Annotated in this window: 23 protein-coding genes; 6 read left to right on the forward strand and 17 right to left on the reverse strand. The window is 54.6% G+C overall.

Translation table 11 applies throughout. From position 1 onward, the window contains the following. Positions 1 to 11 precede the first annotated feature (11 nt). The 3 genes from pdxH (at position 12) to pdxY (ending at position 3019) form a co-directional block, all read left to right on the forward strand. A complete protein-coding gene (gene pdxH, locus ACFX4O_RS06030; protein ID WP_380208030.1) occupies positions 12 to 668 on the forward strand; it encodes a pyridoxamine 5'-phosphate oxidase in 657 nt (218 codons plus the stop codon). A 142-nt stretch (positions 669 to 810) separates the two neighbouring features. Then, positions 811 to 2085 carry a tyrosine--tRNA ligase gene (gene tyrS / locus ACFX4O_RS06035; protein ID WP_380207744.1) on the forward strand — a complete coding sequence of 425 codons (1275 nt, stop codon included), beginning with the start codon at positions 811 to 813 and terminating at the stop codon, positions 2083 to 2085. A 73-nt stretch (positions 2086 to 2158) separates the two neighbouring features. Further along, the gene (gene pdxY / locus ACFX4O_RS06040) at positions 2159 to 3019 is read left to right on the forward strand and encodes a pyridoxal kinase PdxY (RefSeq protein WP_380207745.1); all 861 of its coding nucleotides are present in this window, start codon (positions 2159 to 2161) and stop codon (positions 3017 to 3019) included. Between the two features lie 62 nt (positions 3020 to 3081). Here pdxY and gstA read toward each other — a convergent pair whose 3' ends face one another. Together gstA and dtpA are read right to left on the reverse strand one after the other, a co-directional pair. Next, complete coding sequence (gene gstA, locus ACFX4O_RS06045; protein WP_131412269.1) at positions 3082 to 3687, reverse strand: glutathione transferase GstA; 606 nt, start codon at positions 3685 to 3687, stop codon at positions 3082 to 3084. 107 nt (positions 3688 to 3794) lie between these two features. Next, positions 3795 to 5297, reverse strand: coding sequence for a dipeptide/tripeptide permease DtpA (dtpA, locus tag ACFX4O_RS06050; RefSeq protein ID WP_131412271.1), 1503 nt, complete (start codon positions 5295 to 5297; stop codon positions 3795 to 3797). 743 nt (positions 5298 to 6040) lie between these two features. On the opposite strand from dtpA, the gene ACFX4O_RS06055 reads away from it, so the two are divergent. Beyond that, positions 6041 to 6466, forward strand: coding sequence for a CopD family protein (locus tag ACFX4O_RS06055; RefSeq protein WP_380207746.1), 426 nt, complete (start codon positions 6041 to 6043; stop codon positions 6464 to 6466). Between the two features lie 6 nt (positions 6467 to 6472). On the opposite strand, the gene nth is transcribed toward ACFX4O_RS06055, so the two are convergent. The 10 genes from nth to blr form a co-directional block, all read right to left on the reverse strand. Then, positions 6473 to 7108, reverse strand: coding sequence for an endonuclease III (gene nth, locus ACFX4O_RS06060; protein ID WP_097402087.1), 636 nt, complete (start codon positions 7106 to 7108; stop codon positions 6473 to 6475). Further along, positions 7108 to 7806, reverse strand: a complete 699-nt coding sequence (locus ACFX4O_RS06065) for an electron transport complex subunit E (protein ID WP_380207747.1) — start codon at positions 7804 to 7806, stop codon at positions 7108 to 7110. Before ACFX4O_RS06065 ends, nth begins: the two co-directional genes overlap by 1 nt. Positions 7807 to 7809: 3 nt before the next feature. Next, a complete protein-coding gene (rsxG, locus tag ACFX4O_RS06070) occupies positions 7810 to 8430 on the reverse strand; it encodes an electron transport complex subunit RsxG (protein ID WP_131412279.1) in 621 nt (206 codons plus the stop codon). Between the two features lie 9 nt (positions 8431 to 8439). Beyond that, a complete protein-coding gene (rsxD, locus tag ACFX4O_RS06075; protein WP_380207748.1) occupies positions 8440 to 9492 on the reverse strand; it encodes an electron transport complex subunit RsxD in 1053 nt (350 codons plus the stop codon). After that, complete coding sequence (gene rsxC, locus ACFX4O_RS06080; protein ID WP_380207749.1) at positions 9493 to 11796, reverse strand: electron transport complex subunit RsxC; 2304 nt, start codon at positions 11794 to 11796, stop codon at positions 9493 to 9495. Continuing rightward, complete coding sequence (rsxB, locus tag ACFX4O_RS06085) at positions 11789 to 12367, reverse strand: electron transport complex subunit RsxB (RefSeq protein ID WP_131412285.1); 579 nt, start codon at positions 12365 to 12367, stop codon at positions 11789 to 11791. Before rsxB ends, rsxC begins: the two co-directional genes overlap by 8 nt. Before the next feature lies 1 nt (position 12368). Beyond that, complete coding sequence (rsxA, locus tag ACFX4O_RS06090) at positions 12369 to 12950, reverse strand: electron transport complex subunit RsxA (RefSeq protein WP_017456621.1); 582 nt, start codon at positions 12948 to 12950, stop codon at positions 12369 to 12371. Between the two features lie 77 nt (positions 12951 to 13027). After that, on the reverse strand, positions 13028 to 13468 hold the full coding sequence (locus tag ACFX4O_RS06095; protein WP_380207750.1) for a DUF2569 domain-containing protein: 441 nt from the start codon (positions 13466 to 13468) through the stop codon (positions 13028 to 13030). Positions 13469 to 13554: 86 nt separating this feature from the next. Continuing rightward, entirely contained in the window at positions 13555 to 13770 is a 216-nt protein-coding gene (ydgT, locus tag ACFX4O_RS06100) for a transcription modulator YdgT (RefSeq protein ID WP_016496264.1), read from the reverse strand. 243 nt (positions 13771 to 14013) lie between these two features. Beyond that, complete coding sequence (gene blr, locus ACFX4O_RS06105) at positions 14014 to 14151, reverse strand: division septum protein Blr (protein ID WP_016496263.1); 138 nt, start codon at positions 14149 to 14151, stop codon at positions 14014 to 14016. A gap of 203 nt (positions 14152 to 14354) precedes the next feature. Between blr and ACFX4O_RS06110 the strand changes: the two genes are divergently transcribed. Next, a complete protein-coding gene (locus tag ACFX4O_RS06110) occupies positions 14355 to 15395 on the forward strand; it encodes an oxidoreductase (RefSeq protein WP_380207751.1) in 1041 nt (346 codons plus the stop codon). 48 nt (positions 15396 to 15443) lie between these two features. On the opposite strand, the gene add is transcribed toward ACFX4O_RS06110, so the two are convergent. The 5 genes from add to manA all read right to left on the reverse strand — a co-directional run bounded on the left by add (position 15444) and on the right by manA (position 22322). Next, positions 15444 to 16445, reverse strand: a complete 1002-nt coding sequence (gene add, locus ACFX4O_RS06115) for an adenosine deaminase (protein WP_131412291.1) — start codon at positions 16443 to 16445, stop codon at positions 15444 to 15446. Positions 16446 to 16546: 101 nt separating this feature from the next. Further along, on the reverse strand, positions 16547 to 17731 hold the full coding sequence (locus tag ACFX4O_RS06120) for a MalY/PatB family protein (RefSeq protein ID WP_380207752.1): 1185 nt from the start codon (positions 17729 to 17731) through the stop codon (positions 16547 to 16549). A 2-nt stretch (positions 17732 to 17733) separates the two neighbouring features. Next, positions 17734 to 19347, reverse strand: a complete 1614-nt coding sequence (malX, locus tag ACFX4O_RS06125; protein ID WP_380207753.1) for a maltose/glucose-specific PTS transporter subunit IIBC — start codon at positions 19345 to 19347, stop codon at positions 17734 to 17736. Positions 19348 to 19514: 167 nt separating this feature from the next. Beyond that, entirely contained in the window at positions 19515 to 21044 is a 1530-nt protein-coding gene (locus ACFX4O_RS06130) for a YdgA family protein (RefSeq protein WP_380207754.1), read from the reverse strand. Positions 21045 to 21149: 105 nt separating this feature from the next. Then, complete coding sequence (gene manA, locus ACFX4O_RS06135; RefSeq protein ID WP_380207755.1) at positions 21150 to 22322, reverse strand: mannose-6-phosphate isomerase; 1173 nt, start codon at positions 22320 to 22322, stop codon at positions 21150 to 21152. 197 nt (positions 22323 to 22519) lie between these two features. On the opposite strand from manA, the gene fumA reads away from it, so the two are divergent. Continuing rightward, the gene (gene fumA, locus ACFX4O_RS06140) at positions 22520 to 24166 is read left to right on the forward strand and encodes a class I fumarate hydratase FumA (RefSeq protein ID WP_380207756.1); all 1647 of its coding nucleotides are present in this window, start codon (positions 22520 to 22522) and stop codon (positions 24164 to 24166) included. The last annotated feature ends 33 nt before the right edge of the window (positions 24167 to 24199 follow it).

Here is a 24199-nt window from a genome sequence, read left to right on the forward strand (position 1 = left end):
TCGCTAATGCCATGTCTGATAACGATCAATTGCAGCAAATCGCGCATCTACGCCGTGAATACACCAAAGGTGGTCTGCGTCGCGGTGACCTTCCCGCCGAACCGTTGGCATTGTTTGAACGCTGGCTGGGGCAGGCCTGTGAAGCCCAACTCGTTGACCCGACGGCAATGGTCGTGGCGACGGTAGATGAGAATAGTCAGCCCTACCAGCGCATCGTGTTACTTAAGCATTACGATGAGAAAGGGCTGGTGTTCTATACCAACCTTGGCAGCCGTAAGGCACACCATATTGAACACAACCCCGCAGTGAGTCTGCTGTTCCCATGGCATATGCTGGAGCGCCAGGTGATGGTCACCGGCAAAGCGGAACGGCTTTCAACCCTGGAAGTGGTGAAGTATTTCCACAGCCGCCCGCGTGACAGCCAAATCGGCGCCTGGGTATCAAAACAATCGAGCCGCATCTCCGCGCGCGGTATTCTGGAAAGCAAGTTCCTTGAACTTAAGCAAAAATTCCAGCAGAGCGAAATCCCGTTACCCAGTTTCTGGGGTGGCTACCGCGTCAGTATCGACCAGATGGAGTTCTGGCAAGGCGGTGCCAATCGCCTGCATGACCGTTTTTTATACCAGCGCGAGAACGCTGCGTGGAAAATTGACCGCCTCGCGCCGTAATCCCTGAAAAATGTTGCTATAAGCGCTGGCACTCCGTGTTCCGGCGCTTTATTCTATCTGCCCCCCATGAAGTATCCTTTCGCATCTGGCGAAAAGTCGTGTACCGGCAAAGGTGCAGTCCGTTTTATACATGGAGATTTTGATGGCTAGCAGTAACTTGATTAAACAATTGCAAGAGCGGGGCCTCGTGGCCCAGGTGACGGATGAGGAAGCGTTAGCAGAGCGACTGGCGCAGGGCCCGATCGCGCTCTATTGCGGCTTCGATCCCACCGCTGACAGCTTGCATTTGGGGCATCTGGTTCCATTGTTATGCCTGAAACGCTTCCAGCAGGCTGGCCACAAGCCCGTGGCGCTGGTAGGTGGCGCCACGGGTCTGATTGGCGACCCGAGCTTTAAAGCCACCGAGCGTAAACTGAATACCGAAGACACCGTGCAGGAGTGGGTAGATAAAATCCGCAAACAGGTTGCACCGTTCCTTGATTTCGATTGTGGCGATAACTCCGCTATCGCTGCGAACAACTATGACTGGTTTGGTAGCATGAACGTGCTGACCTTCCTGCGCGATATCGGCAAACACTTCTCTGTTAACCAGATGATTAACAAAGAAGCGGTCAAGCAGCGTCTGAACCGTGACGATGTCGGTATCTCGTTCACCGAGTTTTCCTACAACCTGCTGCAAGGTTACGACTTTGCCTGTCTGAACGAACTGCACGACGTGGTGCTGCAAATTGGCGGTTCGGACCAGTGGGGCAACATCACGTCGGGTATCGATCTGACTCGCCGCCTGCACCAAAACCAGGTCTTTGGCCTGACGGTTCCGCTGATCACTAAAGCCGATGGCACCAAATTTGGTAAAACCGAAGGTGGCGCGGTGTGGCTGGATCCGAAGAAAACCAGCCCGTATAAGTTCTACCAGTTTTGGATCAACACCGCCGATGCGGACGTTTATCGCTTCCTGAAGTTCTTCACCTTTATGGATATCGCGGAAATTAACGCGCTGGAAGAAGAAGACAAAAACAGCGGTAAAGCGCCGCGCGCGCAATATGTGCTGGCTGAGCAGGTGACACGTCTGGTACATGGCGAAGAGGGCTTAATCGCCGCTAAACGTATCACCGAGAGCCTGTTCAACGGTACATTGAGCGACCTGAGCGAAGCCGATTTCGAGCAGTTGGCGCAGGATGGTGTACCGATGGTTGAGATGGAAAAAGGTGCCGATCTGATGCAGGCGCTGGTTGATTCTGAGCTGCAGCCGTCCCGTGGCCAGGCGCGTAAAACCATCGCGTCTAACGCCGTCACCATCAACGGCGAAAAACAATCCGATCCGGAGTATTTCTTTACTGACGGCGATCGCCTGTTTGGTCGCTACACGCTGCTGCGCCGCGGTAAGAAAAACTACTGCTTGATCTGCTGGAAATAAAAACAGACCTGCCGAAGGGAGTGAGAAATCACTCCCTTCTCTTTGTTGCTCCATTCTTGCAAGGCTACCAACAATGAAGAATATCCTCGCCATTCAATCGCATGTGGTCTTTGGTCATGCGGGGAACAGTGCCGCCGAGTTTCCCATGCGCCGCCTGGGCGCTAACGTCTGGCCGCTGAACACGGTGCAGTTTTCTAACCATACCCAGTATGGCAAATGGACCGGTAGCGTTATGCCGCCAGTCCATCTGACCGAAATTGTGCAGGGCATTGCGGCGATTGACCAACTGAAGCGCTGTGACGCGGTGCTGAGTGGTTATCTGGGTTCGGCAGAGCAAGGCGAGCATATTCTGGGTATCGTCCGTCAGGTGAAAGCAGCCAACCCGCAGGCGAAATATTTCTGCGATCCGGTCATGGGGCACCCGGAGAAAGGCTGTATCGTTGCGCCAGGGGTTGCCGAGTTTCATGTCCGCCACGCCTTACCTGCCAGCGATATCATTGCGCCAAATCTGATTGAGCTGGAGATCCTCTGCGAGCATGCGGTCAACACGGTGGAAGAAGCGGTGGTTGCGGCGCGCGAGCTGATTGCGCAGGGGCCGCAAATTGTGCTAGTGAAACACCTGGCGCGCGCGGGTTTGAGCGCCGATCGCTTTGAAATGTTGCTGGTGACACCCAATGAAGCCTGGCACATTAGCCGTCCGCTGGTGGATTTTGGCGTACGTCAGCCTGTCGGTGTGGGCGATGTGACCAGCGGGTTGTTACTGGTGAAATTGTTGCAGGGTGCGAGCGTGCGTGAAGCGCTGGAACATGTAACGGCGGCGGTGTATGAAATTATGCTGGCGACCAAAAATCTGCAGGAGTATGAATTACAGGTGGTCGCGGCGCAGGACAAAATTGCGCAGCCTAAGCACCTTTTTAGCGCGACATTGCTGTAAAAAAGGCGGGAGCCCGCCTTTATTCATGCCCGCTGAACAATGCGTTCGTGGGCAATCACGTTTTACTGAATACCTTCTGCCGCCATTGCAGCCGCCACCGCAGGGCGAGCGGAAACGCGCGCCATATACGCGTCAATATTCGACAGACCTTCCATATTCAATTTCACTGCGCGTGCCCAGCGCAACACCGTAAACAAATAACCGTCGGCAATGGTAAAGTTCGCACCGCTGATCCACGCGTTATTGCTCAGAGATTCATTCACGTAGTGCATTTTTTTCTCAAGCATGGCGCGTACGGTCGGCTTGTACTCTTCCGGTGTATCCGGGCGGAACAGCGGGGTGAAGCCTTTATGCAACTCGGTTGCGATAAAGTTCAGCCATTCCAGGGTCTTGTAACGTGGCAAGGTGCCAACAGGTGCCAGTAACTGACTCTCAGGCGCGCTGTCAGCGACGTATTGCATAATCGCCACGCCTTCGGTTACCAGGGTGTTGTCATCGAGTTGCAGTGCCGGAATTTGCCCTTTCGGGTTAATGGCGAAGAAATCATCGCCGTTTTCCAGGCGCTTTTTCATCAGATCAACGCTGACAAGATTCACCTCTTTTCCGGTCTCACGCAGAGCAATGTGTGAGGCGAGAGAGCAGGCACCCGGCTTGTAAAACAGTTTCATTGTCTTTTCCTTATGGCTAATTTCCGGCATAGGTTATTACGCGGTGGAATAAAAAAAAAGCCGCTAACTTGCGTTAACGGCTGAATATTTCGTGTTCCCCGCGACGATTACGCCGTAGCGGTTTCCGACGTTTCGCGAGTGTTATCTTCGCTCTGCGTCATGCGGTTAAGCTTCGGTGCGGTGAGGATCATCAGCAAAGCGATAACCGCCGTAGCGATACCAATTTGCAGGAAGACGCTGCCGTAGATGTTCAGTGACATCAGCGGATCGGTCACGTTTTCCGGGATAGCCATCTGATTAGCCACATAGCCGGCGATAATGTTCGCACCCGCCGTGGTCAGGAACCAGCTTCCCATGATAAAGCCCATCAGACGCTGCGGCACCAGTTGCGCGACCATCGCCAGGCCGAGACCTGAGATCATCAGTTCACCGATACTTTGCAGGCCATAGCTTGCGATCAGCCAGCTTACGGAAACGATACCCGCATCAGATGCGAATTTCGTGCCCAGCGGCAGCACCAGGAATGCGCCAGAGCACAGCACCATACCAATGGCAAATTTGTGCGGCATCGGCAGTGTATCGCCCATTTTGTTATAGATAGCGGCCAGAATCGGGCTACCAATAATGATCCAGAACGGGTTCAGCGCCTGATATTGCTCAGGTTCGAAAGCGATACCGAACAGGGTGTGTTCAACGTTGCGGATAGCAAAGAAGTTCAACGACGTCGGCATCTGGCTGTAGAGCACGAAGAAGACAATCGCTTGCACCATCAGAATGAAGGCCACAATCATTTTACGACGAGCAGCACCTTTCAGCGCAAAGGTCTCTTTGGCGAAGATGCAGATAATGCACAAAGCGACAACGCCCAGCACCATACGCGCAATGCCCTGGTTGTGCAGCAGCCAGGTGGCGATAGCGATCAGCACCACGACCCCAACAATGGTCGCCAGCAGATAGCCAACGCGCAACGGTTCGAAATCAGGTTTAGAGCCGTGGTTTTTCACCCAACGTTTGCAGAAGGAGAAGTTAACGATGGTGATCAGCAGACCCACCACGCTCAAACCAAACGCGGTGCTCCAGCCGAATTTCGCGGCCAGCCACGGGGTTGCCAGCATGGAGAAGAAAGAACCGACGTTAACGGACATATAGTACATAGTAAATGCACCATCCAGACGCGGGTCGTCTTTCGCGTAGCAGGTGGAGAGCAGGGAGGACGGGTTGGCCTTAAAGAGGCCATTACCTACGGCGATTGCCGCCATGCCCATGTACACAATGTTCGCATCATGACCGGACCACGCCACCAGCGCATAACCGACGGCCAGCACGATCGCGCCCAGCATAATCACGCGTTTGGTGCCCAGCACTTTGTCACCCAGCCAGCCACCGATGGCAACCAGGCCATAAACCAGTGCACTGAAGGAGGAGAACAATGTGATAGAGTCCGCTTCGGACATACCCAGTTGTTTCACCAGGTAAACAGCCATAATCCCTTGCAGGCCGTAGTAACCAAAACGTTCCCATAACTCGATAGAGAAGATCAGATAAAACGCTTTCGGTTGTTTAAAAGCGTTCAGGCTGACGCTTTCCGTTGGTTTGTTTGCAGTTGACACATATACCTCTTTTTTTACATCCCATATTAACGGGGGTGTTCAGCGCGCAATGACCAGAGTTCATCACGCTTATAGTTATATTGGGAGGGGAAAACGGCGGTTAATGTTCACTATCCAGCGCGTTCAGGCAAGTCTTTTGACATATTCTGTTACATAGATCCAGTGCATTACAATGCTCGGTGTTTTTATTTGTTATTCAGAGTTAAATTTCAGCATTGAAATAAAAGTGGATTTTTCTACTACTGTTCGGGGGTTAGATTGCACATTGAGGCATATGTTCTGCTATTTTGCCGTAATGGTAGTGTATTGGGCTGGTTTATGTGATCAATCTGGTCATATCTCTTGCTAAACGTGATTAAAGTTTGCACTGCAACCATTTGCTGTACATTGCTAATCTCTTTTTTAACATCGTGTTAGCAATAATGACTGAATTTGCCATCAGTTGGATTTTTTTCTTCTAAAAAAAGGAATAACCTTATTAAATACGCATAAGCGGACGATTATTTGCTCAATATCACGATCTGTGCGCAATTATTCGACATTTTGAGTAATTTACAGAGACGTGAGCGTTATCACATAAAGTTATGACATAAAATCAGCGAGTTCTCTTATCCGCTACTCGTTGGGTCATCAGTCAGAAATCAATACCCAGACCTTTTCTTCTATTTGTCGCGCATTGTTCATGACAGGGCGCAGATACGCTGTCAGACTTGCCGCAGTCTTTATTACACTGGAGTCGAAATATGAACTTTCATCCATGGCTCAATGCGTTACATATCGCGGCGGCCATCGTCTGGATAGGCGGAATGCTGGTTATGGCTGTCGTTGCCGGCTGGTGCGCAACACAAGCGGATAACACCGCGCGTGTCGCGCTGGCGGGCAATGTACGCCGCTGGAGCCGCAAAATTACCACCCCTGCAATGTTACTGCTGTGGGTTGCGGGTGCGGTAATGGTGATTGCGCACGGTCAGATGCCGCATCTGTGGTTGATAGTAAAAGTGTGCGTGGTGCTGTTGCTTTCCGGCCTGCATGGTTTTCTCTCTGCCACGCTGCGCCGTATTGCGGCAGGTGAAGCGGTGAAGGGCATGGGGGCGATTCGCAATGCCACCAGCATAACCATTATCGCCGTCGCGGTGATCATTCTGCTGGCCATCATGCGCCCGTTCTGACGGGCGTTAAATATCGACTTTACTGTCGTACTCGCACAGATCTTCGATAATGCAAGAGCCGCAGCGCGGCTTACGGGCGATGCAGGTGTATCGCCCGTGCAGGATCAACCAGTGGTGGCAATCGACTTTAAATTCAGCAGGCACCACTTTCAGCAGCTTCTCTTCAACTTCCTCAACGTTTTTACCCGGCGCGAAACGCGTGCGGTTAGAAACGCGAAAAATATGCGTGTCCACAGCGATGGTCGGCCAGCCAAACGCGGTGTTGAGCACCACATTGGCGGTCTTACGCCCGACGCCCGGTAGGGCTTCCAGCGCGGCCCTGTCTTCTGGCACTTCGCCATTGTGCTGTTCCAGCAAAATACGGCAGGTCTTGATGACATTCTCTGCTTTGCTGTTAAACAAGCCGATAGTTTTGATGTACTGTTTCACGCCTTCAACGCCCAGTTCCAGCATCGCTTTGGGTGTGTTTGCCACCGGGTAGAGCAGCGCAGTGGCTTTGTTAACGCTGACATCGGTGGCCTGCGCGGAGAGCAGCACGGCGATCAGCAGCTCAAACGGCGAGGTGAAATTCAGCTCGGTGGTCGGGTGCGGATTGTTTTCCCGTAGGCGGGTTAAAATTTCCAGTCGTTTTGCTTTATTCATTATGCCTTCCCGGGCGCGGCCTGAATGCTGTCGTTTGCCGCTGTCGCCGCCGCTTCACGGCGTTTTTTCATCTTCTGATCGATAAGGTATTTCACCGCCAGCATCATGCCGAGGCCAATAAACGCGCCCGGCGGCAACATCGCCAGCAGGAATGGGGAATCGGTGTGGAACACTTCTATGCGCAGCACTTTCGCCCAGCCGCCTAACAGGCCATCAGCGCCGTCAAACAGCGTGCCGTTACCGAGGATCTCACGCAGCGAACCCAGCACGAACATGGCACAGGTTGCACCCATCCCAATCGAGAATCCATCGAGTGCAGAAAGTGCCGGGCCTTTTTTCGCCGCAAACGCTTCAGCACGCCCCACCACGATACAGTTGGTGACGATCAGCGGAATAAAAATGCCCAGTGACTGGTAAAGACCGAACGCATAGGCGTTGATCAGCATTTGTACCGCGCTGACCACCGAGGCGATGATCATCACGTAAATCGGGATGCGGATCTCATCCGGCGTCCAGCGACGCAGGGTGGAAATAAACAGGTTGGTCAGGGTTAAAACCAGCGTTGTCGCCAGCCCCAGCCCCAGCGCGTTGGTGGCGGTGGATGTCACCGCCAGCAGCGGACACATACCCAGCAGCTGTACCAGCGCAGAGTTGTTTTTCCACAGCCCCTGAACAATAACCTCTTTGACTTCGCTCATCGCTTACTCTCCACAACCCGGTAAACGGGAAAGCTGTTCCGGTAGTGTCATTGCGTACAGGCCGGTCCGTTTTACCGCATTAACGACCGCGCGTGGCGTGATGGTCGCACCGGTAAACTGATCGAAATCGCCGCCATCTTTTTTCACCGCAAAGTGGCCATCGGTCGCGCCATCAATCCGCTTCCCGGTGAAATGAGTGATCCAGTCGGAAATACGCAACTCAATTTTATCGCCGAGACCCGGCGTTTCATGGTGCTCCGTCACGCGCACACCCAGCACCGTGCCGCTGAAATCTGCGCCAACAAGCAGTTGGATTGCGCCTGAGTAACCATCCGGTGCGGTCGCTTCAAGGACAGCCGCAACCGGCTTGTCGTCTTTTTTGGCAATCCAAACATGGTGTTGCCCTTTGCCAAGCGCCGGATCGCTAACCAGAAAACAGCTCTGTTGCAGCGAGTTATTATAGCTGTCGCCTGGGATCACCTGATCAAATAGCGCTTTTTGTTGCAGCGCAGCCTGGTCGGCAATCGTTGTTTTCGTCATTTGGTCGATTGCGGCGGTCAGCCCGGTAGAACCTGCGGCGAACAGCGCCAGCGTCACGCCATGTTTACGCATTGTCTTTAGCATGGCGGCTCCTTAACGATGCCCGTACACGCGCGGGCGCGTGTAGTAATCAATCAACGGCACGGTAATATTCGCCAGCAATACGGCAAAGGCCACGCCATCCGGATAGCCGCCAAAACTGCGGATAAGCCACACCAGCACGCCCGCCAACGCGCCAAAAATCAGACGACCTTTGTTGGTGGTCGAAGCGGTAACCGGATCGGTGAGAATAAAAAAAGCACCCAGCATGGTTGCGCCAGAGAGCAGATGCAGCTGCGGCGCAGCCAGCGATTGTGGGGCAAAAATCCAGCCGAGAGTTGCACAAATTGCCAGGCTCAGCAGGAAGCTTACCGGGATATGCCAGCGAATGGTTTTCTGCCACAGCAGGAACAGTCCACCGGCCAGATAACCGAGGTTGACCCACTGCCAGCCCGCACCGGCTAGCACGCCGCTATAGATAGGGGACTGAAGGATCTGCTCGACGCTGTGCCCGGCATGTAATGAGGTTTTAAAAGTATCGAGCGGCGTCGCCTGGCTGATGCCATCAAAACCGATGCGCAGCGTTTCCATATTCGCGCCTGTGGCCGTGTGACCGGTGAAAATAACCTGTAACGCATCCATAAAACCGGGAACGGTGCGTGCGATTTCATACGGCGGCAGCCAACTGGTCATCTGCACCGGGAAAGAGATCAGTAGTACCACATAACCAATCATCGCCGGGTTAAATGGGTTGTGGCCTAAACCGCCATAAAGCTGCTTAGCGATGACCACAGCGAACACGGTGCCAAGCACCACCATCCACCACGGGGCGAAAGAGGGAATACTGATAGCCAGCAGCAGACCGGTTAACAGGGCAGAGTTATCTGCCAGGATCGCGCCCACGTTCTGCTTGCGTAATTTCAGGACCAGCGCTTCGGCAGCCAGTGCGCTGATAATCGCGAGAATGAGCTGTATCAGCGTTCCCCAACCGAAAAACCACAGTTGCGCAGCAATGCCCGGCACGGTCGCGAGCGTCACCAGCAGCATAATTCGTGAGGTCTGGCGCTGGTTATGGGTGTAAGGGGAACTTGCGATTCTGAAAACCATTTAATCCTCGTTAACAGCTTGCTGTGCAGCCTTCTTCGCCTGAACACGGGCTATGGCTGCGGCGACTGCGGCTTTGCGCGGGTCGTCGTTGGCAGCCTGTGCAAAAGACGAGACATCATCAGTTTGCGTGGCGGCTTGTTTTTGTTCTAATTTGCGCGCTTTGGCGCGGGCGATAGCTGCTTCAACTGCAGCTTTGCGCGGATCGACCGGCGCAGATTCAGCCGGTGATTGTTCGGTTTCAACCTGCGGTTGCTCAGCGTTTGCTGCGGATGCATCGGGCTGGCTCTGGGCGAGCTTGCGCGCTTTGGCACGAGCAATTGCCGCTTCAACCGCGGCTTTGCGCGGATCGACCGGCGCAGATCCAGCCGGTGATTGTTCGGCTTCTACCTGGGATTGCTCAGCGTTTGCTGCGGATGCATTGGGCTGGCTGTGGGCGAGCTTGCGCGCTTTGGCACGAGCAATAGCTGCTTCAACCGCAGCTTTGCGCGGATCGACCGGCGCAGATTCAGCCGGTGATTGTTCGGTTTCAACCTGCGGTTGCTCAGCTTTGGCTGCGGATGCATCGGGCTGGCTGTGGGCAAGCTTGCGCGCTTTGGCACGGGCGATAGCTGCTTCAACCGCAGCTTTGCGCGGATCGGCTGTTTCGTCCGTGGCGGCACTGTTTTGCGCTTGTTGGGCTTTTTCTGCCTGGTGGGCACGTGCCTGCGCTTTGCGTGCTTCGCGCGCCGCACTCACTTCGCTGTTATCGGGCTGGACACCGGCCTGAATTACGACGGGCTGTGCGGCGGTCGTCTGTTTTTCGCGTACGCGCGCCAGTGCGGCATCAATTGCCTGCTGATCTTTGGCGGCAGGTTGAACGGCAGCCTGCTTATGACGCTGCTGGCGGGCAATTTTTTCGCGCTCAAGACGTGCCTGGCGCGCTTCAAAGCGTGCTTTGGCTTCAGCGTTACGTTTTTCTTCCTGCGCGATGGCGTAAATTTCTGCCTTCTCCTGGCGGAAATATTGCACCAGCGGAATGTTGCTCGGACAAACCCAGGCGCAGGCACCACATTCGATGCAATCGGAAAGATTATGTGCCGTCGCTTTGTCGTGCTGCTGGCCTTTACTGAACCAGTAGAGTTGCTGAGGCAGCAAATCGGCCGGGCAGGCGTCGGCGCAAGCGCTGCAGCGAATGCAGCCTTTCTCTTCCTGCGGTTCGCCCATTTCGCTGGCTGATGGTGCTAACAGGCAATTGGTGATTTTGACTACTGGCACATCCAGCCACGGCAAAGTGAAGCCCATCAGCGGGCCACCCATAATCACCAGTTGCTCGGCGGAAGGGCAGAAACCGGCGTAATCGAGCAGATGGCGAACCGGTGTTCCCAGACGCGCCCAGACGTTTCCAGGACGCGTCACCGCTTCACCGGTCAGCGTAACAACGCGCTCTGTTAAGGGCTCGCCGTCGATCACCGCGCGTTTTACTGCGTACGCCGTACCCACGTTTTGCATCAGAATACCGATATCCGACGAACGCCCGCCGTGCGGCACCTGCTTGCCAGTGAGGATCTGCGTAAGCTGTTTGGCGCCGCCGGAGGGATATTTCGTTGGAATGACTTTCAACTGAATATCGTGGCTACCCGCCAGCACCGCACGCATCATGGAGATGGCCTGCGGTTTATTATCTTCGATACCGATAAGCACCTGACGCGGTTTGAGGATGTGCGCCAGAATGCGCACACCTTCCATAATTTGCGCCGCGCAATCCTGCATTAAACGATCATCAGCGGTGATATACGGCTCGCATTCCGCAGCGTTAATAATCAGCGTGTCGATTTTATCGCCACCGCCGTGCAGTTTTGCCGCGGTAGGGAAGCCCGCACCGCCAAGCCCTGCAACGCCAAACTGATGGATACGCTCAATGAGTGCTTCGTAACTATGCGAACGGTAATCCGACCAGCCATCGCGCTCAATCCAGCGATCTTCACCGTCCGCTTCAATGATGACGCTCATCTCTGGTAACGCAGAGGGATGCGCGGTGGAGTGGGGCGCAATTGCCACGACGGTGCCGGAAGTCGGCGCATGAACAGGCAACATACGGCCACGCCCCCGCGTCAGCGGCTGGCCGCGCAACACATTGTCACCCACGCGTACACACAGCTCGCCTTCAGCGCCGAGGTGCTGCTTGAGGGGGATCACAAAGCGGTTCGCCAGCGGCAATTGGCGCAGCGGCGTACCGTTTGATTGGGTTTTCATTTCTGGCGGATGAATGCCGCCGTGAAAATCCCACAGTTTCTCTTTTCGGAAAGCGGAAAATAACTTAAGCATGGTGTTCCACAGGAATATTACGCACCGGAATGGTCTGCAAATCCCATTTCCAGCTATGGGTGGTCGTTTCCACAGGACGCAGCTCAATGCACTGCGTCGGGCACGGATCCACACAAAGATTACAACCGGTGCACAGATCGCTCATCACCGTATGCATGGCGCGCGTTGCGCCGAGAATGGCGTCTACCGGGCAAGCCTGAATGCATTTCGTACAGCCAATACAATTGTTCTCATCGATTACCGCCAGCATACGCACAGGCTCAAGTGCTGCGGCATCGCCATCAATCGGTTGCGGATCGACATTCAGCAGCGCGGCGATTTTGAGCATCACCGCTTCGCCACCGGGGGCGCAGCGGTTAATTTTTTCACCCTGCAATCCGACCGCCTCAGCGTAAGGGCGACAGCCAGGGTAGCCACACTGCCCGCACTGGCTTTGGGGTAATAATTCATCAACGCGCTCAACAACCGGGTCATCCTCAACCGCAAAACGGCGGGAGGCGTAACCCAGAATGACGCCAAACAGCAGCCCCAGCACGCTCAGTGCGGCAACGGCTATGGAAATCGCACTCATATTACAGTTTCACCAGACCACTAAAGCCCATAAAGGCCAGAGACATTAAGCCCGCAGTGATTAACGCAATCGCATTGCCGCGAAAGGGCGCGGGCACATCGGCAACGGCAAGGCGTTCGCGAATCGCGGCGAACAATACCATAACCAATGAGAACCCTACGGCGGCGGCGAAACCATACAACGCCGATTGCATGAAATTGTGCCCAAGGTTGATATTGAGCAGGGCCACGCCGAGTACCGCGCAGTTAGTGGTGATCAGTGGCAGGAAAATACCCAGCAGACGATAGAGCGCCGGGCTGGTTTTCCGCACCACCATTTCGGTGAACTGCACCACCACGGCGATAATCAGGATAAACGCCAGCGTGCGCAGGTAGACTAAATCCAGCGGGATCAGCACCCATGTATCGATGAGCCAGGCGCAGATGGACGCCAGCGTCATCACGAAGGTGGTCGCCAGTCCCATACCCATTGCGCTTTCCAGTTTTTTGGAAACGCCCATAAACGGACACAAGCCAAGAAACTTCACCAGTACGAAGTTGTTGACCAGCACCGTTCCGATAAATAGCAGCAGATAGTCTGTCATTATGTGGCCTGAAATAAAAAAAGCCGCCTATTATCGGTCAAACAGCACCGGGCGACAACAGGATAACTGTAAGGTTATTACGGATTAACAAAGGTCCTTTTCACGCGGCTTGAGCGCTTGAAATAGGGCACCATCAACGCGGCGGCAAGCAGCGGAAAGAGTAACTGACGCAGTGCCAGTTCATCGGTGACGGGAGCGAACGCAAAGGCTTTAACGGAGAGCAATAGGCAGGCCATAAGCCAGATAATATAGTGCTTCGGCACGCTGCGGCGGCGTTTAAAAAAGGCGATAACCAGCCAGAAGGTGTAATACCAGATGGCAATAGCGAAGGCGAAAGAGACGAACCACAGTATGGTTTGTTTCAGCGGTTGCGCGCCCAGCGCCGTAACCGACTGCGGTGTCATTAATGCGGTGGCATAAAGCAATAATGCCAGCGAGGTGCTTAATAACGCGACCAGCAACCAGGCCAGAGGGCCGAGTAGCCAGCCTCCGATTCTTTCTGCGGGAGTCGTTGTCATGCGTATTCCTCTGTGAAGGCATTAATGCTGTGAATGATTTCGCCGGGCGAGGAGTATAAAGCATTACACGACGAATGCCAGCGGCGTTACTGCACGTAGCGCCATACCGAGCGCGGAACGCACCCAATGTCAAACAGGCGGCCGCCAGAAACCAATTCAGCCCTGCGATGATCCGCTGCACGGTACATGTTGATAATTTCACCGCTGTCGGTCAGCGTGTAATTGAGGTGATCGAACAATTTTTCCAGACTTTCAAGCGAACTGATTTTGCGAAATTTTAATAAATAGTCCTGAACGGTCATGTCGAAGGGTGTCCATATAATAAAAGAGGCAGAAAATACACGCGGGCTAATTTTGTACGAATAATAAACATTATTACCCGGGCGTAAATAGCGCAGGAATGGTCCGCCACTAAATTAAGAGTTTTCTTTTCAGGTGAAACCAGGCACCAGAACAGCACCCGGCTGTGAAGATTAACGCCCTTCGCCATGACTGGCAATAAACATATGAAGCTTGATTGCACTTTGCGCGTTTTATGGCGGCAATTATTTCTTTTGTGCCGCGACGCTCTGTTCAGGAGGTTGATAATTATCGATATGGCTGGCAAAAACCAAAAGAATGGTCGATACGCCGAGTACCACCCAGCCCATTAATTCAATAATCCGATTGAAAATTCCGGCCATACTTTTACTACTCCCTGATGTTTACTTTCGTCTGCGGCTATCAATAAATACCGGTGCCTGGTTGCAGATTTAAGCAGATTTTTTAGGCAGAAACCAGGGCTGAGCACGGTAAATTCATTCGTTTCACTAATGGGTTACTGAAGCGGTTGTCGCCACCTGGTAGATGGTGTGAAATAGACGTTCCAATAAGGAGAGACCACTCTATGAGCGATAAAATCCGTGTCGGATTAATAGGTTATGGCTATGCCAGCAAAACATTTCATGCGCCATTAATTGCCGGAACGGCGGGGATGGAGCTGGCAGCGATTTCCAGCAGCGATGAATCGAAAGTGAAAGCGGATTGGCCTGGCGTGCCGGTTGTCTCTGAGCCGAAGCACCTATTTAACGATCCGTCAATTGACTTGATTGTCATTCCCACGCCGAATGATACCCATTTCCCGCTGGCCAAAGCGGCGCTGGAAGCGGGCAAACATGTGGTGGTGGATAAACCCTTTACGGTGACACTGTCACAGGCTCGTGAGCTGGATGCGCTGGCACGCAGCTTCGGACGTGTGTTGTCGGTGTTCCATAACCGCCGTTGGGACAGTGATTTTTTGACGCTCAAAGCCTTGCTCGCCGACGGCGCGCTGGGTGAGGTGGCCTATTTCGAATCGCATTTTGACCGTTTCCGCCCGCAGGTGCGTAACCGCTGGCGCGAGCAAGGCGGGCCCGGCAGTGGCATCTGGTATGATTTGGCGCCGCATTTGCTCGATCAGGCGGTTAACCTCTTCGGCTTACCGGTATCAATGACCGTGGATTTGGCGCAGTTACGCCCTGGCGCGCAGTCCACAGACTATTTTCACGCGGTGCTTGCCTATCCGCAGCGCCGGATTGTGTTGCATGGCACCCTGCTGGCCGCCGCAGAATCGGCCCGTTACATCGTGCATGGTTCGCGCGGCAGTTATGTGAAATATGGGCTGGACCCGCAGGAGGAGTGCCTGAAAAGCGGCGCGCGGCTGCCGCAGGCAGACTGGGGTTATGACATGCGCGACGGTGTGTTAACCCGTGTTGACGGAGAAGAGCGTAAGGAAGAGAACTGGCTGACGCTACCGGGCAACTACCCGGCCTATTATGCGGCCATTCGCGACGCGCTGAACGGCGTGGGGGAAAACCCGGTTCCGGCCAGTCAGGCAATCCAGATAATGGAGCTGATTGAGCTGGGTATTGAATCTGCGAAACATCGTTCTACGCTGAGTCTGACCTGAAAAATCACCGCTCACACATTGCCGTGAGCGGTTTTCTTTACGCCATTCTTACGCCTTCGCAACGCTATCGCACAGCGCCTGTTTTTCCGCCGCGCTGAGAAAGGCCATCTCCAGCCCGTTAATCTGCGCCTGGCGAATCTGCTCGCGGCTCAGTCCGGCAGCCGGGGCAGCAATCTGATATTCATGACCAATCTCGACACCTTGCACCGCCGGATCGTCGGTATTGATGCTCGCCAGAATGCCATGCTCAAGGAACGTTTTAAGCGGATGGCGGGCGAGTGATGGCACGGTACTGGTCTGAATATTCGACGTCAGGCAGGATTCGATGCCAATACGTTGTTCGGCAAGAAAATCCATCAGTGCGGCATCTTCAATCGCCTTCACACCGTGACCGATTCGCACTGCGCCGAGTTCACGAATCGCCTGCCAGATGCTTTCCGGGCCAGCGGCTTCACCGGCATGAACCGTTATTTGCCAGCCCGCATCACGCGCGCGGTTGAAATGAGAAAGGAAGAGGCTGCCGGGGAAACCCAGCTCATCTCCGGCCAGATCCAGCGCGGTGATTCCGTCGCGGTGCGCCAGCAGCGCGTCCAGTTCCTGCAAACACGCAGCCTCGCCAAAGGTGCGGCTCATAATGCCGATTAAGCGCGCCTGCACGTTGAAATCACGACTCCCTTCGCGCACGCCGGCAATCACCGCTTCGACAACGCCCGCCACCGGCAGGTTGTGGGTCATTGCCATGTAACCTGGCGAAAAGCGCAGTTCAACGTAATGCAACCCGTTCAGCGCGGCATCCTGCATGTTTTCGTAGGCAACGCGGCGACAGGCATCCAGCGACGCCAGCACTTTGACGCCCCAGTCAAGTTTCGCGAGGAAACTGACTAAATCCGGTTCATTGGAGGTGACCTGAACGTGTGGACGCAGTGCTTCGAGTGTTTGTGCAGGCAGGGGCAGATTGTACTGGCGGCCAAGATCCAGAATCGTTTGTGCACGGATGTTTCCGTCAAGATGGCGATGAATATCAGTTAACGGCAGGTTGGGATCAATCATGGTCGCACTCTTATTTTAAGAAAGTGCTCGCCATTATAGAGACAAAAGGCGGTAAAAAGCTATCTTGCGCAACCCGGAGGGCGAGTTGCGCAAATTTTGGCTTAATGAAGCGACGCTAATGCCGCGATTAATCCCTTCACGCCTTGCTCGAGTTTCACCCGTGGGCAACCGACATTGAGGCGAACAAACCCCTGGCCTTCTGCGCCGTAAGTATCGCCGCGCATAATGGCCACGTTTTGCTCCTCGATCAGCGCTTTTTGCAGTGCGGAATCATCAATACCTAACGGGCGCAAATCTATCCATGCCAGATAGGTGGATTCCGGCACTTGCCAGTTCAGCGCCGGAAAGGTGTGATTCAGGCGCTCTGCCAGATAAACCAGATTGGCGCGTAAGTAGGCACGAAGCGCATCCAGCCACGGCGCACCGTCCCGATAAGCGGCGATATGGGCGACGACCGATAACACCGCCGGAGAGGAGAGGCCATTGCTGTTTTTCAGCGCTTCAAGCCAGCCATTGCGCGACGGCGCATCATCAATCAGCCCCCACGCGCCGGTCAGCGCGGGAATATTGAAGCTTTTCGATGCCGAACTAAACAGTGCCCACGGCCCGCGTGCAACAGCGCTCCAGGGGATGTGCGGTTGGCTGCTCCAGACCATATCCATATGAATTTCATCGCTTATCACTTTTACGTTATGACGCTCACACAGTGCAGCCATGGTTTCCAGTTCATGGTGAGTCCACACTTTCCCGGTCGGGTTTTGCGGGCTGCACAGCAGCAGGATTTTACTCTCCGGCTTTGCCAGAACGGCTTCGAGCTGCGCCATATCACAGACCCAACCGTCGCTACTGTGTTGTAGCGGTACGGCCAGCAACTGCCGCTGATTCCCCTGAATGGCTTTATAAAACGCGTCGTACGCCGGGGTATGAACCACGATGCCATCACCCGGCTGCGACCACTGGCGGATCATTTCGGCAATCATCCAGATAACCGACGGACCATAAACAATGCTTTCAGCGTCAATCTGCGTATTAAAGCGGCTGGTCATCCAGTGCGAGATGGCACCCAGAAACTCCTCGTTTTTCCAGCGGCTGTAACCCAGCACGCCATGCGTAAGCCGCTGTTGTAGCGCGTTAATCACGCACGGCGCGGTGGCAAAATCCATATCGGAAATTGTGAAGGGGAGTAAGTCCGCGCGCCCAAAGCGATCGGCGACATAATCCCACTGCGTACACCAGGTGCCGTGGCGGTCAATAGGGATGGAGAAATCGAACGTGTCAGTGGTCATTTTTATTCCGCCTCCACCGATGTACCAAATTGTTGCGAATTGATGAGCTGCGCCATTTCATCTTTTACCGACTGTACCTGTGGCCCAATCACCACCTGCAAGTCATGTTCATTAACCTTGATAACGCCAATCGCGCGGTTTGTCTTGAGGGCATCAACATTCACTTTATCCATCTCATTCACCGAAAGGCGTAAGCGGGTGATGCAGTTATCCAGTGTTGCGACGTTATCCGCTCCGCCGAGTGCATTGAGCAGGGCAGGAACGTCATAACCGGATTTGCCCGTCACACCTTGCGTTGCCGAATCTGCGCTTTCCGCCACTGTGTTGTCGCGTCCCGGTGTTTTCAGGTCGAAATGGGTGATAGCGAAACGGAATAAGGCGTAGTAAACGGCGAACCAGATGGCGGCAACCAGGGGCACGAGATACCATTTTGTTGCCATGCCGTGCAGCACGCCGAAGACAATGAAATCAATCACATTGCCGTCCGTGTTGCCGATAGTCACGCCGAGCACGGCCATCACGGTAAAGCCCAGGCCGGTAAGCAAGGCATGAATTAAATAGAGCACCGGGGCGACAAACAGAAACAGGAATTCGATCGGTTCGGTCGTACCGCCCACCACGCAGGCAATCACGCCGGAAATCATCAACCCTTTTATTTTATGGCGATTTTCAGGCCGTGCGCAGTGGTACATCGCCAGGGCCGCGCCGGGTAAGCCGCCCAGGAAAGCGGGCATCTTGCCTTGTGAGAGAAAACGCGTCGCGCTTTCGGCGAAACCGTGTGTTTGCGGGCAGTTAAGCTGCGCCTGGAAAATGGTCAATGCGCCGCTAACGCTGTGTCCGCAGACCTCCATCGTTCCGCCAGCTTCCGTAAAACGGATCAACGCCACCAGAATATGTTGCAAACCAAAGGGCAGCAGCAGGCGTTCGCCCGTGCCGAAAATCATCGGCCCGAAATCCCCGGCGCGATCGATAATGTGCCCCAGGCCGCTAATCGCCATGGCAAACCACGGCCAGACCAACGGGATCGTCAGTCCCACCACGCCCATCACGACACTGGTGACAATCGGCACCGAGCGCGTACCGCCGAAAAAGGCCAGCGCGTCCGGCAGGCGCAGGGTGTGAAAGCGTTCATGTAAACGCCAGATAATAATCCCGGCAATCACCGCGCCGAGGATCCCGGTATCAATGGACTGAATACCAAGCACATTCTGCACGTTATGTGCTTTGAGCAGAGACGCATCGGTAGTGGGCAATATGCCTTGCGCGGTGAGCCAGAAATTCACCGCCAGATTCATCACCGCATAGCCGACAAAACCGGAAAAAGCCGCCACGCCCTTATCTTCACGCGCCAGTCCCAGTGGAATCGCGATACAGAACATCACAGGCAGGAAACTGAACGCGAACGAGCCAATTTTATTCATCCAGATAAAAATGGCCTGCAGCAGCGGGTGGCCCAATACCGGCAGCAGTGTTATCACATCGCGGCTGCTCAGCGAGCTGCCAATGCCGAGCATGATGCCGCAAAACGACAGCAGTGCGACGGGCAGCATAAAGGTTTTACCGAGCTGCTGGAAAAATGCCCACAGATTCGCTTTTTGCGCGGTTTTCCCCGCCATAACCTCTCCTTACGTAAAAAGAATGCTCTGGCGGATGCGCAGAGCGCAGACGGTTTTATCAGTTTTTGTCGCGCAAAAAGCGCGAGCCGGTAACAGGGCTGTCGTTTTCGGATTCCGGCAAGATGACCCGGTAGAAAATAAAAAGCCCCTCGAAAGGGGCTGGGAAATTACTGCTGTGGTACCGCAGGCACGGGCGGTGTTGCGTCGTCCGGTTGCCCTGGTTGCAGCCCCGGCAGGCCAAACATCCCGACAAACTGCTCGAGCGGCATTTTTTCGCCGTTCAGCGTCACCTGGCCGTTCGCATATTGCAGGCTGGTGAGGATGCTGTTGTTTTCCACGGTGGTGATGCGGAACATCTGGCCCATCGCCGCCAGACCTTTTACCTGCTGGCTCGCCAGTTTCGCCGCGTCCTCTTGCTGATAACCTTCCAGTTTTGCCACCTGCGTCATCATTTCGGTGGCCATATCCAGCGGGATCGTCAGCTTGCTGTCGAGGGATTTCACCGTACGGTCAACTTGATCGGCCAGCGTTTGCGGCGTGCCGGTCGCGGTTGACGGATCTTTCAGGAACAGGGACATATTAAAGGTCGCTTCGCCTTTGGCGTTTTTCCAGCTGAGCGGCGCAACGGTCAATACGGGTTCACCTTTCAGCAACAGCGGAACAATGCTGAGGAACGCTTCGGTGGCTTTCTGTTGGTAGAGTTCCGGGTTCTGCGCGATATCCGGCTGCGCCATTAAGGCACGGATTTGCGCGTCGTACTGCTCGCTGGCCTGATGCCAGGCTTTACCGTCAATCTGGCCCACTTTCAGCGTCAGTTTTCCGCTACCGAGATCCTGGCCCTGCACTTTCAGGCTGTTCAGGGAGTAATCCAGTTGGCTGTTGAGGCTCTTTTTGTCGTCCGCAACGTCAGATTTGGCGGTTAAGTTCATGCCTTCGAGCAGCGCCATCTCTTTATTTTCAATAGAGATGGCGAGCTTATCGAGGCTCATCTTCTGGTTGCCGGTACGCTCATCAAAGCTGGACATTTCGCTGGAGCCGTCGGTTTTCAGGTTATTGAACGACAGCTGCACTTTCTGCCCATATTCATTCACCGTATCCACCAGGCCGCTTTCGGCTTCGCCGCTCAGCGACAACGCGTTACCTTTGCTGTCTGCGCTGAAGCGGAAATGACCGCCGCTAAAGGCAACTTTGTCGCCGTCTTTTTCTGAATTCAGCGGGCTCAGCGTGACATCCGTGCGGGTATCGCCGCTGTAGCCAATGCGGGTGTCAGCAGAGAAGGGCGCCTGGCCTTTGGCGATATCAAACAACCCTTTTGTCACTTCGTTATTGACCAGTTGCGTATGCACGGAAGCCATCGCAGGCGTCAGGCTAAAGGTTTTAAGCTGCGCCAGCGGGAAGGGACCATGATCGACCGTTTCGTGCAGAACAATGGCTTGCCCCGGTTTCAGCCAGGTATTGGTGCTACCGGCGAGCGGTTTAATGTTCAGGGTTAACTGGCTGGAAAAGAGACCGCGCTGGTAATCCTGCGCAGAGATCTCAATATTGGCCTCCGGCGCGTTGCGCTTAATTTGTGCGTTCGCCTGGCTGACCATCTCCACCAGACGACCTTCAAGTTGTTTGCCGGTGTACCAGGCTCCGCCCGTCCAGACGATACCGAGCGCGACGATAATCCCTGCGGCAACCCACGTTTTTTTCATACTATTTATCCCTAAAAAAGAAACCAGGCGGTTAACGCCGCCTGGATGTCGAGTGATGTGCCTTCAAGCTTAGCAATCCTTGCTAAAAAGTTCAGTAACTTACTCTCACTTATTAAACACGCGCGCCACGCGACCAGTGCCGCTTACGCCAACAGGCGATTCGTCGGCGGCAATAAACGCCGACTCACCCGCTTTCAGCACTAATTGCTGGCTCGCTTTGCTGAGCACCGCTTCACCTTCCACGCAGAAGACAATGGCCGCGCTCTGTTGCGCCAGCTGGGTTTCGCTGGTGCTGAGATCGTGCAGGGAGAACGCAAAGTCGTCTACCGGGATCGGGAAATCCAGCTCCGCGCCATACTGCGTCGGTTGCGTCAGTAGCTCACTGGCCGGTTTGGGCGTGAATTTTACGTTCGCTACCAGTTCCGGGATGTCGATGTATTTCGGCGTCAGCCCGGCGCGCAGTACGTTGTCAGAGTTCGCCATCACTTCCAGCGCCACGCCTTGCAGGTAGGCATGCGGGGTTTCGGCAAACAGGAACATCGCTTCGCCTGGGTTCAGTTTCACCACGTTCAGCAGCAGCGGAGAGAAGAGGCCGCTGTCATCCGGGTAGAACTCGCTGATCAGGCGAATGGTCTGCCACGGTTCGCCGGAGTGATTGCCAAGCGCGGATTTTAGCACCGCCAGCGCGCGGGATTTCTCCTCGCCTTGCATATTCAGCAGCGCGGCAAACAGCTCGCTCAGGCGCTCTGCACCCGGCGCTTGCAGGAAATGCGCGATAGCCGGGTGTGCGCCCGCCACCGGTTGCAGCAGGGAAACAATGTCGGAAAACTCGCGGAAGGCATTCATGGCAAGGAACGGCGTCAGGGCAAACACCAGTTCCGGCTTATGGTTTGGATCTTTGTAGTTGCGCTCTGCGGCGTCGAGCGGAATGCCTGCGGCGTTCTCTTTGGCAAAACCCATTTCGGAGTTTTTCTTGTTGGGATGCACCTGAATTGACAGCGGCTGGTCAGCACACAGCACTTTAAACAGGAACGGTAATTCGCCAAAACGATTCGTGACGGCGCTGCCCAGCAGGCGGGTTTTATCCTGATCAATCACCTCACGCAACGCACGGGTCTGGCCGCTGGCATCCTGCACCTTTGAGCTGCTCTTCGGGTGTGCGCCCATCCACAATTCGGCCATTGGCAAATTGTCAGGATTGGCAATGCCGTAGAGATCCGTTAATGCCGTTTTACTTCCCCAGGCGTAGTTCTGCACGGAGTTGATGAGTTTTTGCATTATCAAGCCCTTTCTCATTAATGAAATTATGGCGTTATTAAAGCAACAAAGCCGACGGAAGTAACCTGTGGGGGTAAAAAGTCGTACTAGTCTCAGTTTTTGTTAAAAAATTGTGTAGGATATGGCGACTCGCTTTAACACAGGCAGATGGATTGACTGCCTGAACAATAACCAGATCAGCCGTAAGTGAGAGAACAATGTCGAACAAACCCTTTTATTATCAGGATCCTTTCCCGCTTGGAAAGGATGACACCGAGTACTACCTGCTAAGCCGCGACTATGTTTCTGTGGCTGAGTTCGAGGGCCAGCAGATCCTGAAGGTGGATCCGCAAGCGCTGACCCTGCTGGCTCAACACGCTTTCCACGACGCCTCATTTTTACTGCGCCCGGCGCACCAGCAGCAGGTCGCCGATATCCTTGCCGATCCCGAAGCCAGCGAAAACGACAAATATGTCGCCCTGCAATTCCTGCGCAACTCGGACATTGCCGCGAAAGGTATCCTGCCGACCTGCCAGGACACCGGCACGGCGATCATCATGGGCAAAAAAGGGCAGCGCGTCTGGACCGGCGGCGGGGATGAAGCAGCGCTGGCACGCGGTGTTTACAATACCTATATCGAAGAGAACCTGCGTTATTCGCAAAACGCCCCGCTGGATATGTACAAAGAGGTTAATACCGGCAGCAACCTGCCTGCGCAAATTGACCTCTATAGCGTCGATGGCGACGAGTATAAATTCCTCTGCATCGCGAAAGGTGGCGGCTCGGCGAATAAAACCTATCTCTACCAGGAAACCAAGGCGCTGATCACCCCGGCGAAGCTGAAGAATTATCTGGTTGAGAAGATGCGTACCCTCGGTACAGCGGCTTGCCCGCCGTACCATGTCGCTTTTGTGATTGGCGGTACATCGGCGGAAGCGACGCTGAAAACGGTCAAACTTGCCTCCACCAAATATTATGACGCGCTGCCAACCGAAGGTAACGAGCACGGACAGGCGTTCCGCGATGTGCAACTGGAGCAAGAGCTGCTGGTGGAAGCGCAGAATCTCGGTCTTGGCGCACAGTTTGGCGGTAAATATTTTGCGCATGATATTCGCGTGATCCGCCTGCCGCGCCACGGCGCGTCGTGCCCGGTTGGCATGGGCGTTTCGTGTTCAGCCGATCGTAACATCAAAGGTAAAATCAACCGCGATGGCATCTGGCTGGAGCGTTTAGAGCAAAATCCTGGCAAATACATTCCTGAAGCGCTGCGCGAGGCCGGTGAAGGCGAAGCGGTGAAAGTGGATCTTAACCGCCCGATGAAAGCGATCCTCGCTCAGCTTTCGCAATATCCGGTGTCTACGCGCTTGTCCCTCACCGGCACGATTATTGTCGCGCGCGATATCGCTCATGCGAAGCTCAAAGAGCTGATGGACAGCGGCGAACATCTGCCGCAGTACATCAAAGATCACCCGATTTACTACGCGGGCCCGGCAAAAACGCCGGAAGGTTATGCGTCTGGTTCGCTGGGGCCGACCACCGCCGGGCGTATGGATTCTTATGTCGATCAACTGCAGTCGCAGGGCGGCAGCATGATCATGCTGGCGAAAGGTAACCGCAGCCAGCAGGTGACGGATGCCTGTCATAAACACGGTGGTTTTTATCTTGGTAGCATTGGCGGCCCGGCGGCGATCCTTGCGCAGAACAGTATCAAAAGCCTTGAGTGTGTGGCGTATCCGGAGCTCGGTATGGAAGCTATCTGGAAAATTGAGGTGGAAGATTTCCCGGCGTTCATCCTTGTGGATGACAAAGGCAACGACTTCTTCCAGCAAATTCAATCCGGCCAGTGCGCCCGCTGCGTTAAATAGTATTGACCGCCCTTCGGGGCGGTTGTTTTAGGC

The organism is Kosakonia sp. YIM B13571 (genome assembly GCF_042788095.1).
Lineage (GTDB): Bacteria > Pseudomonadota > Gammaproteobacteria > Enterobacterales > Enterobacteriaceae > Kosakonia > Kosakonia quasisacchari.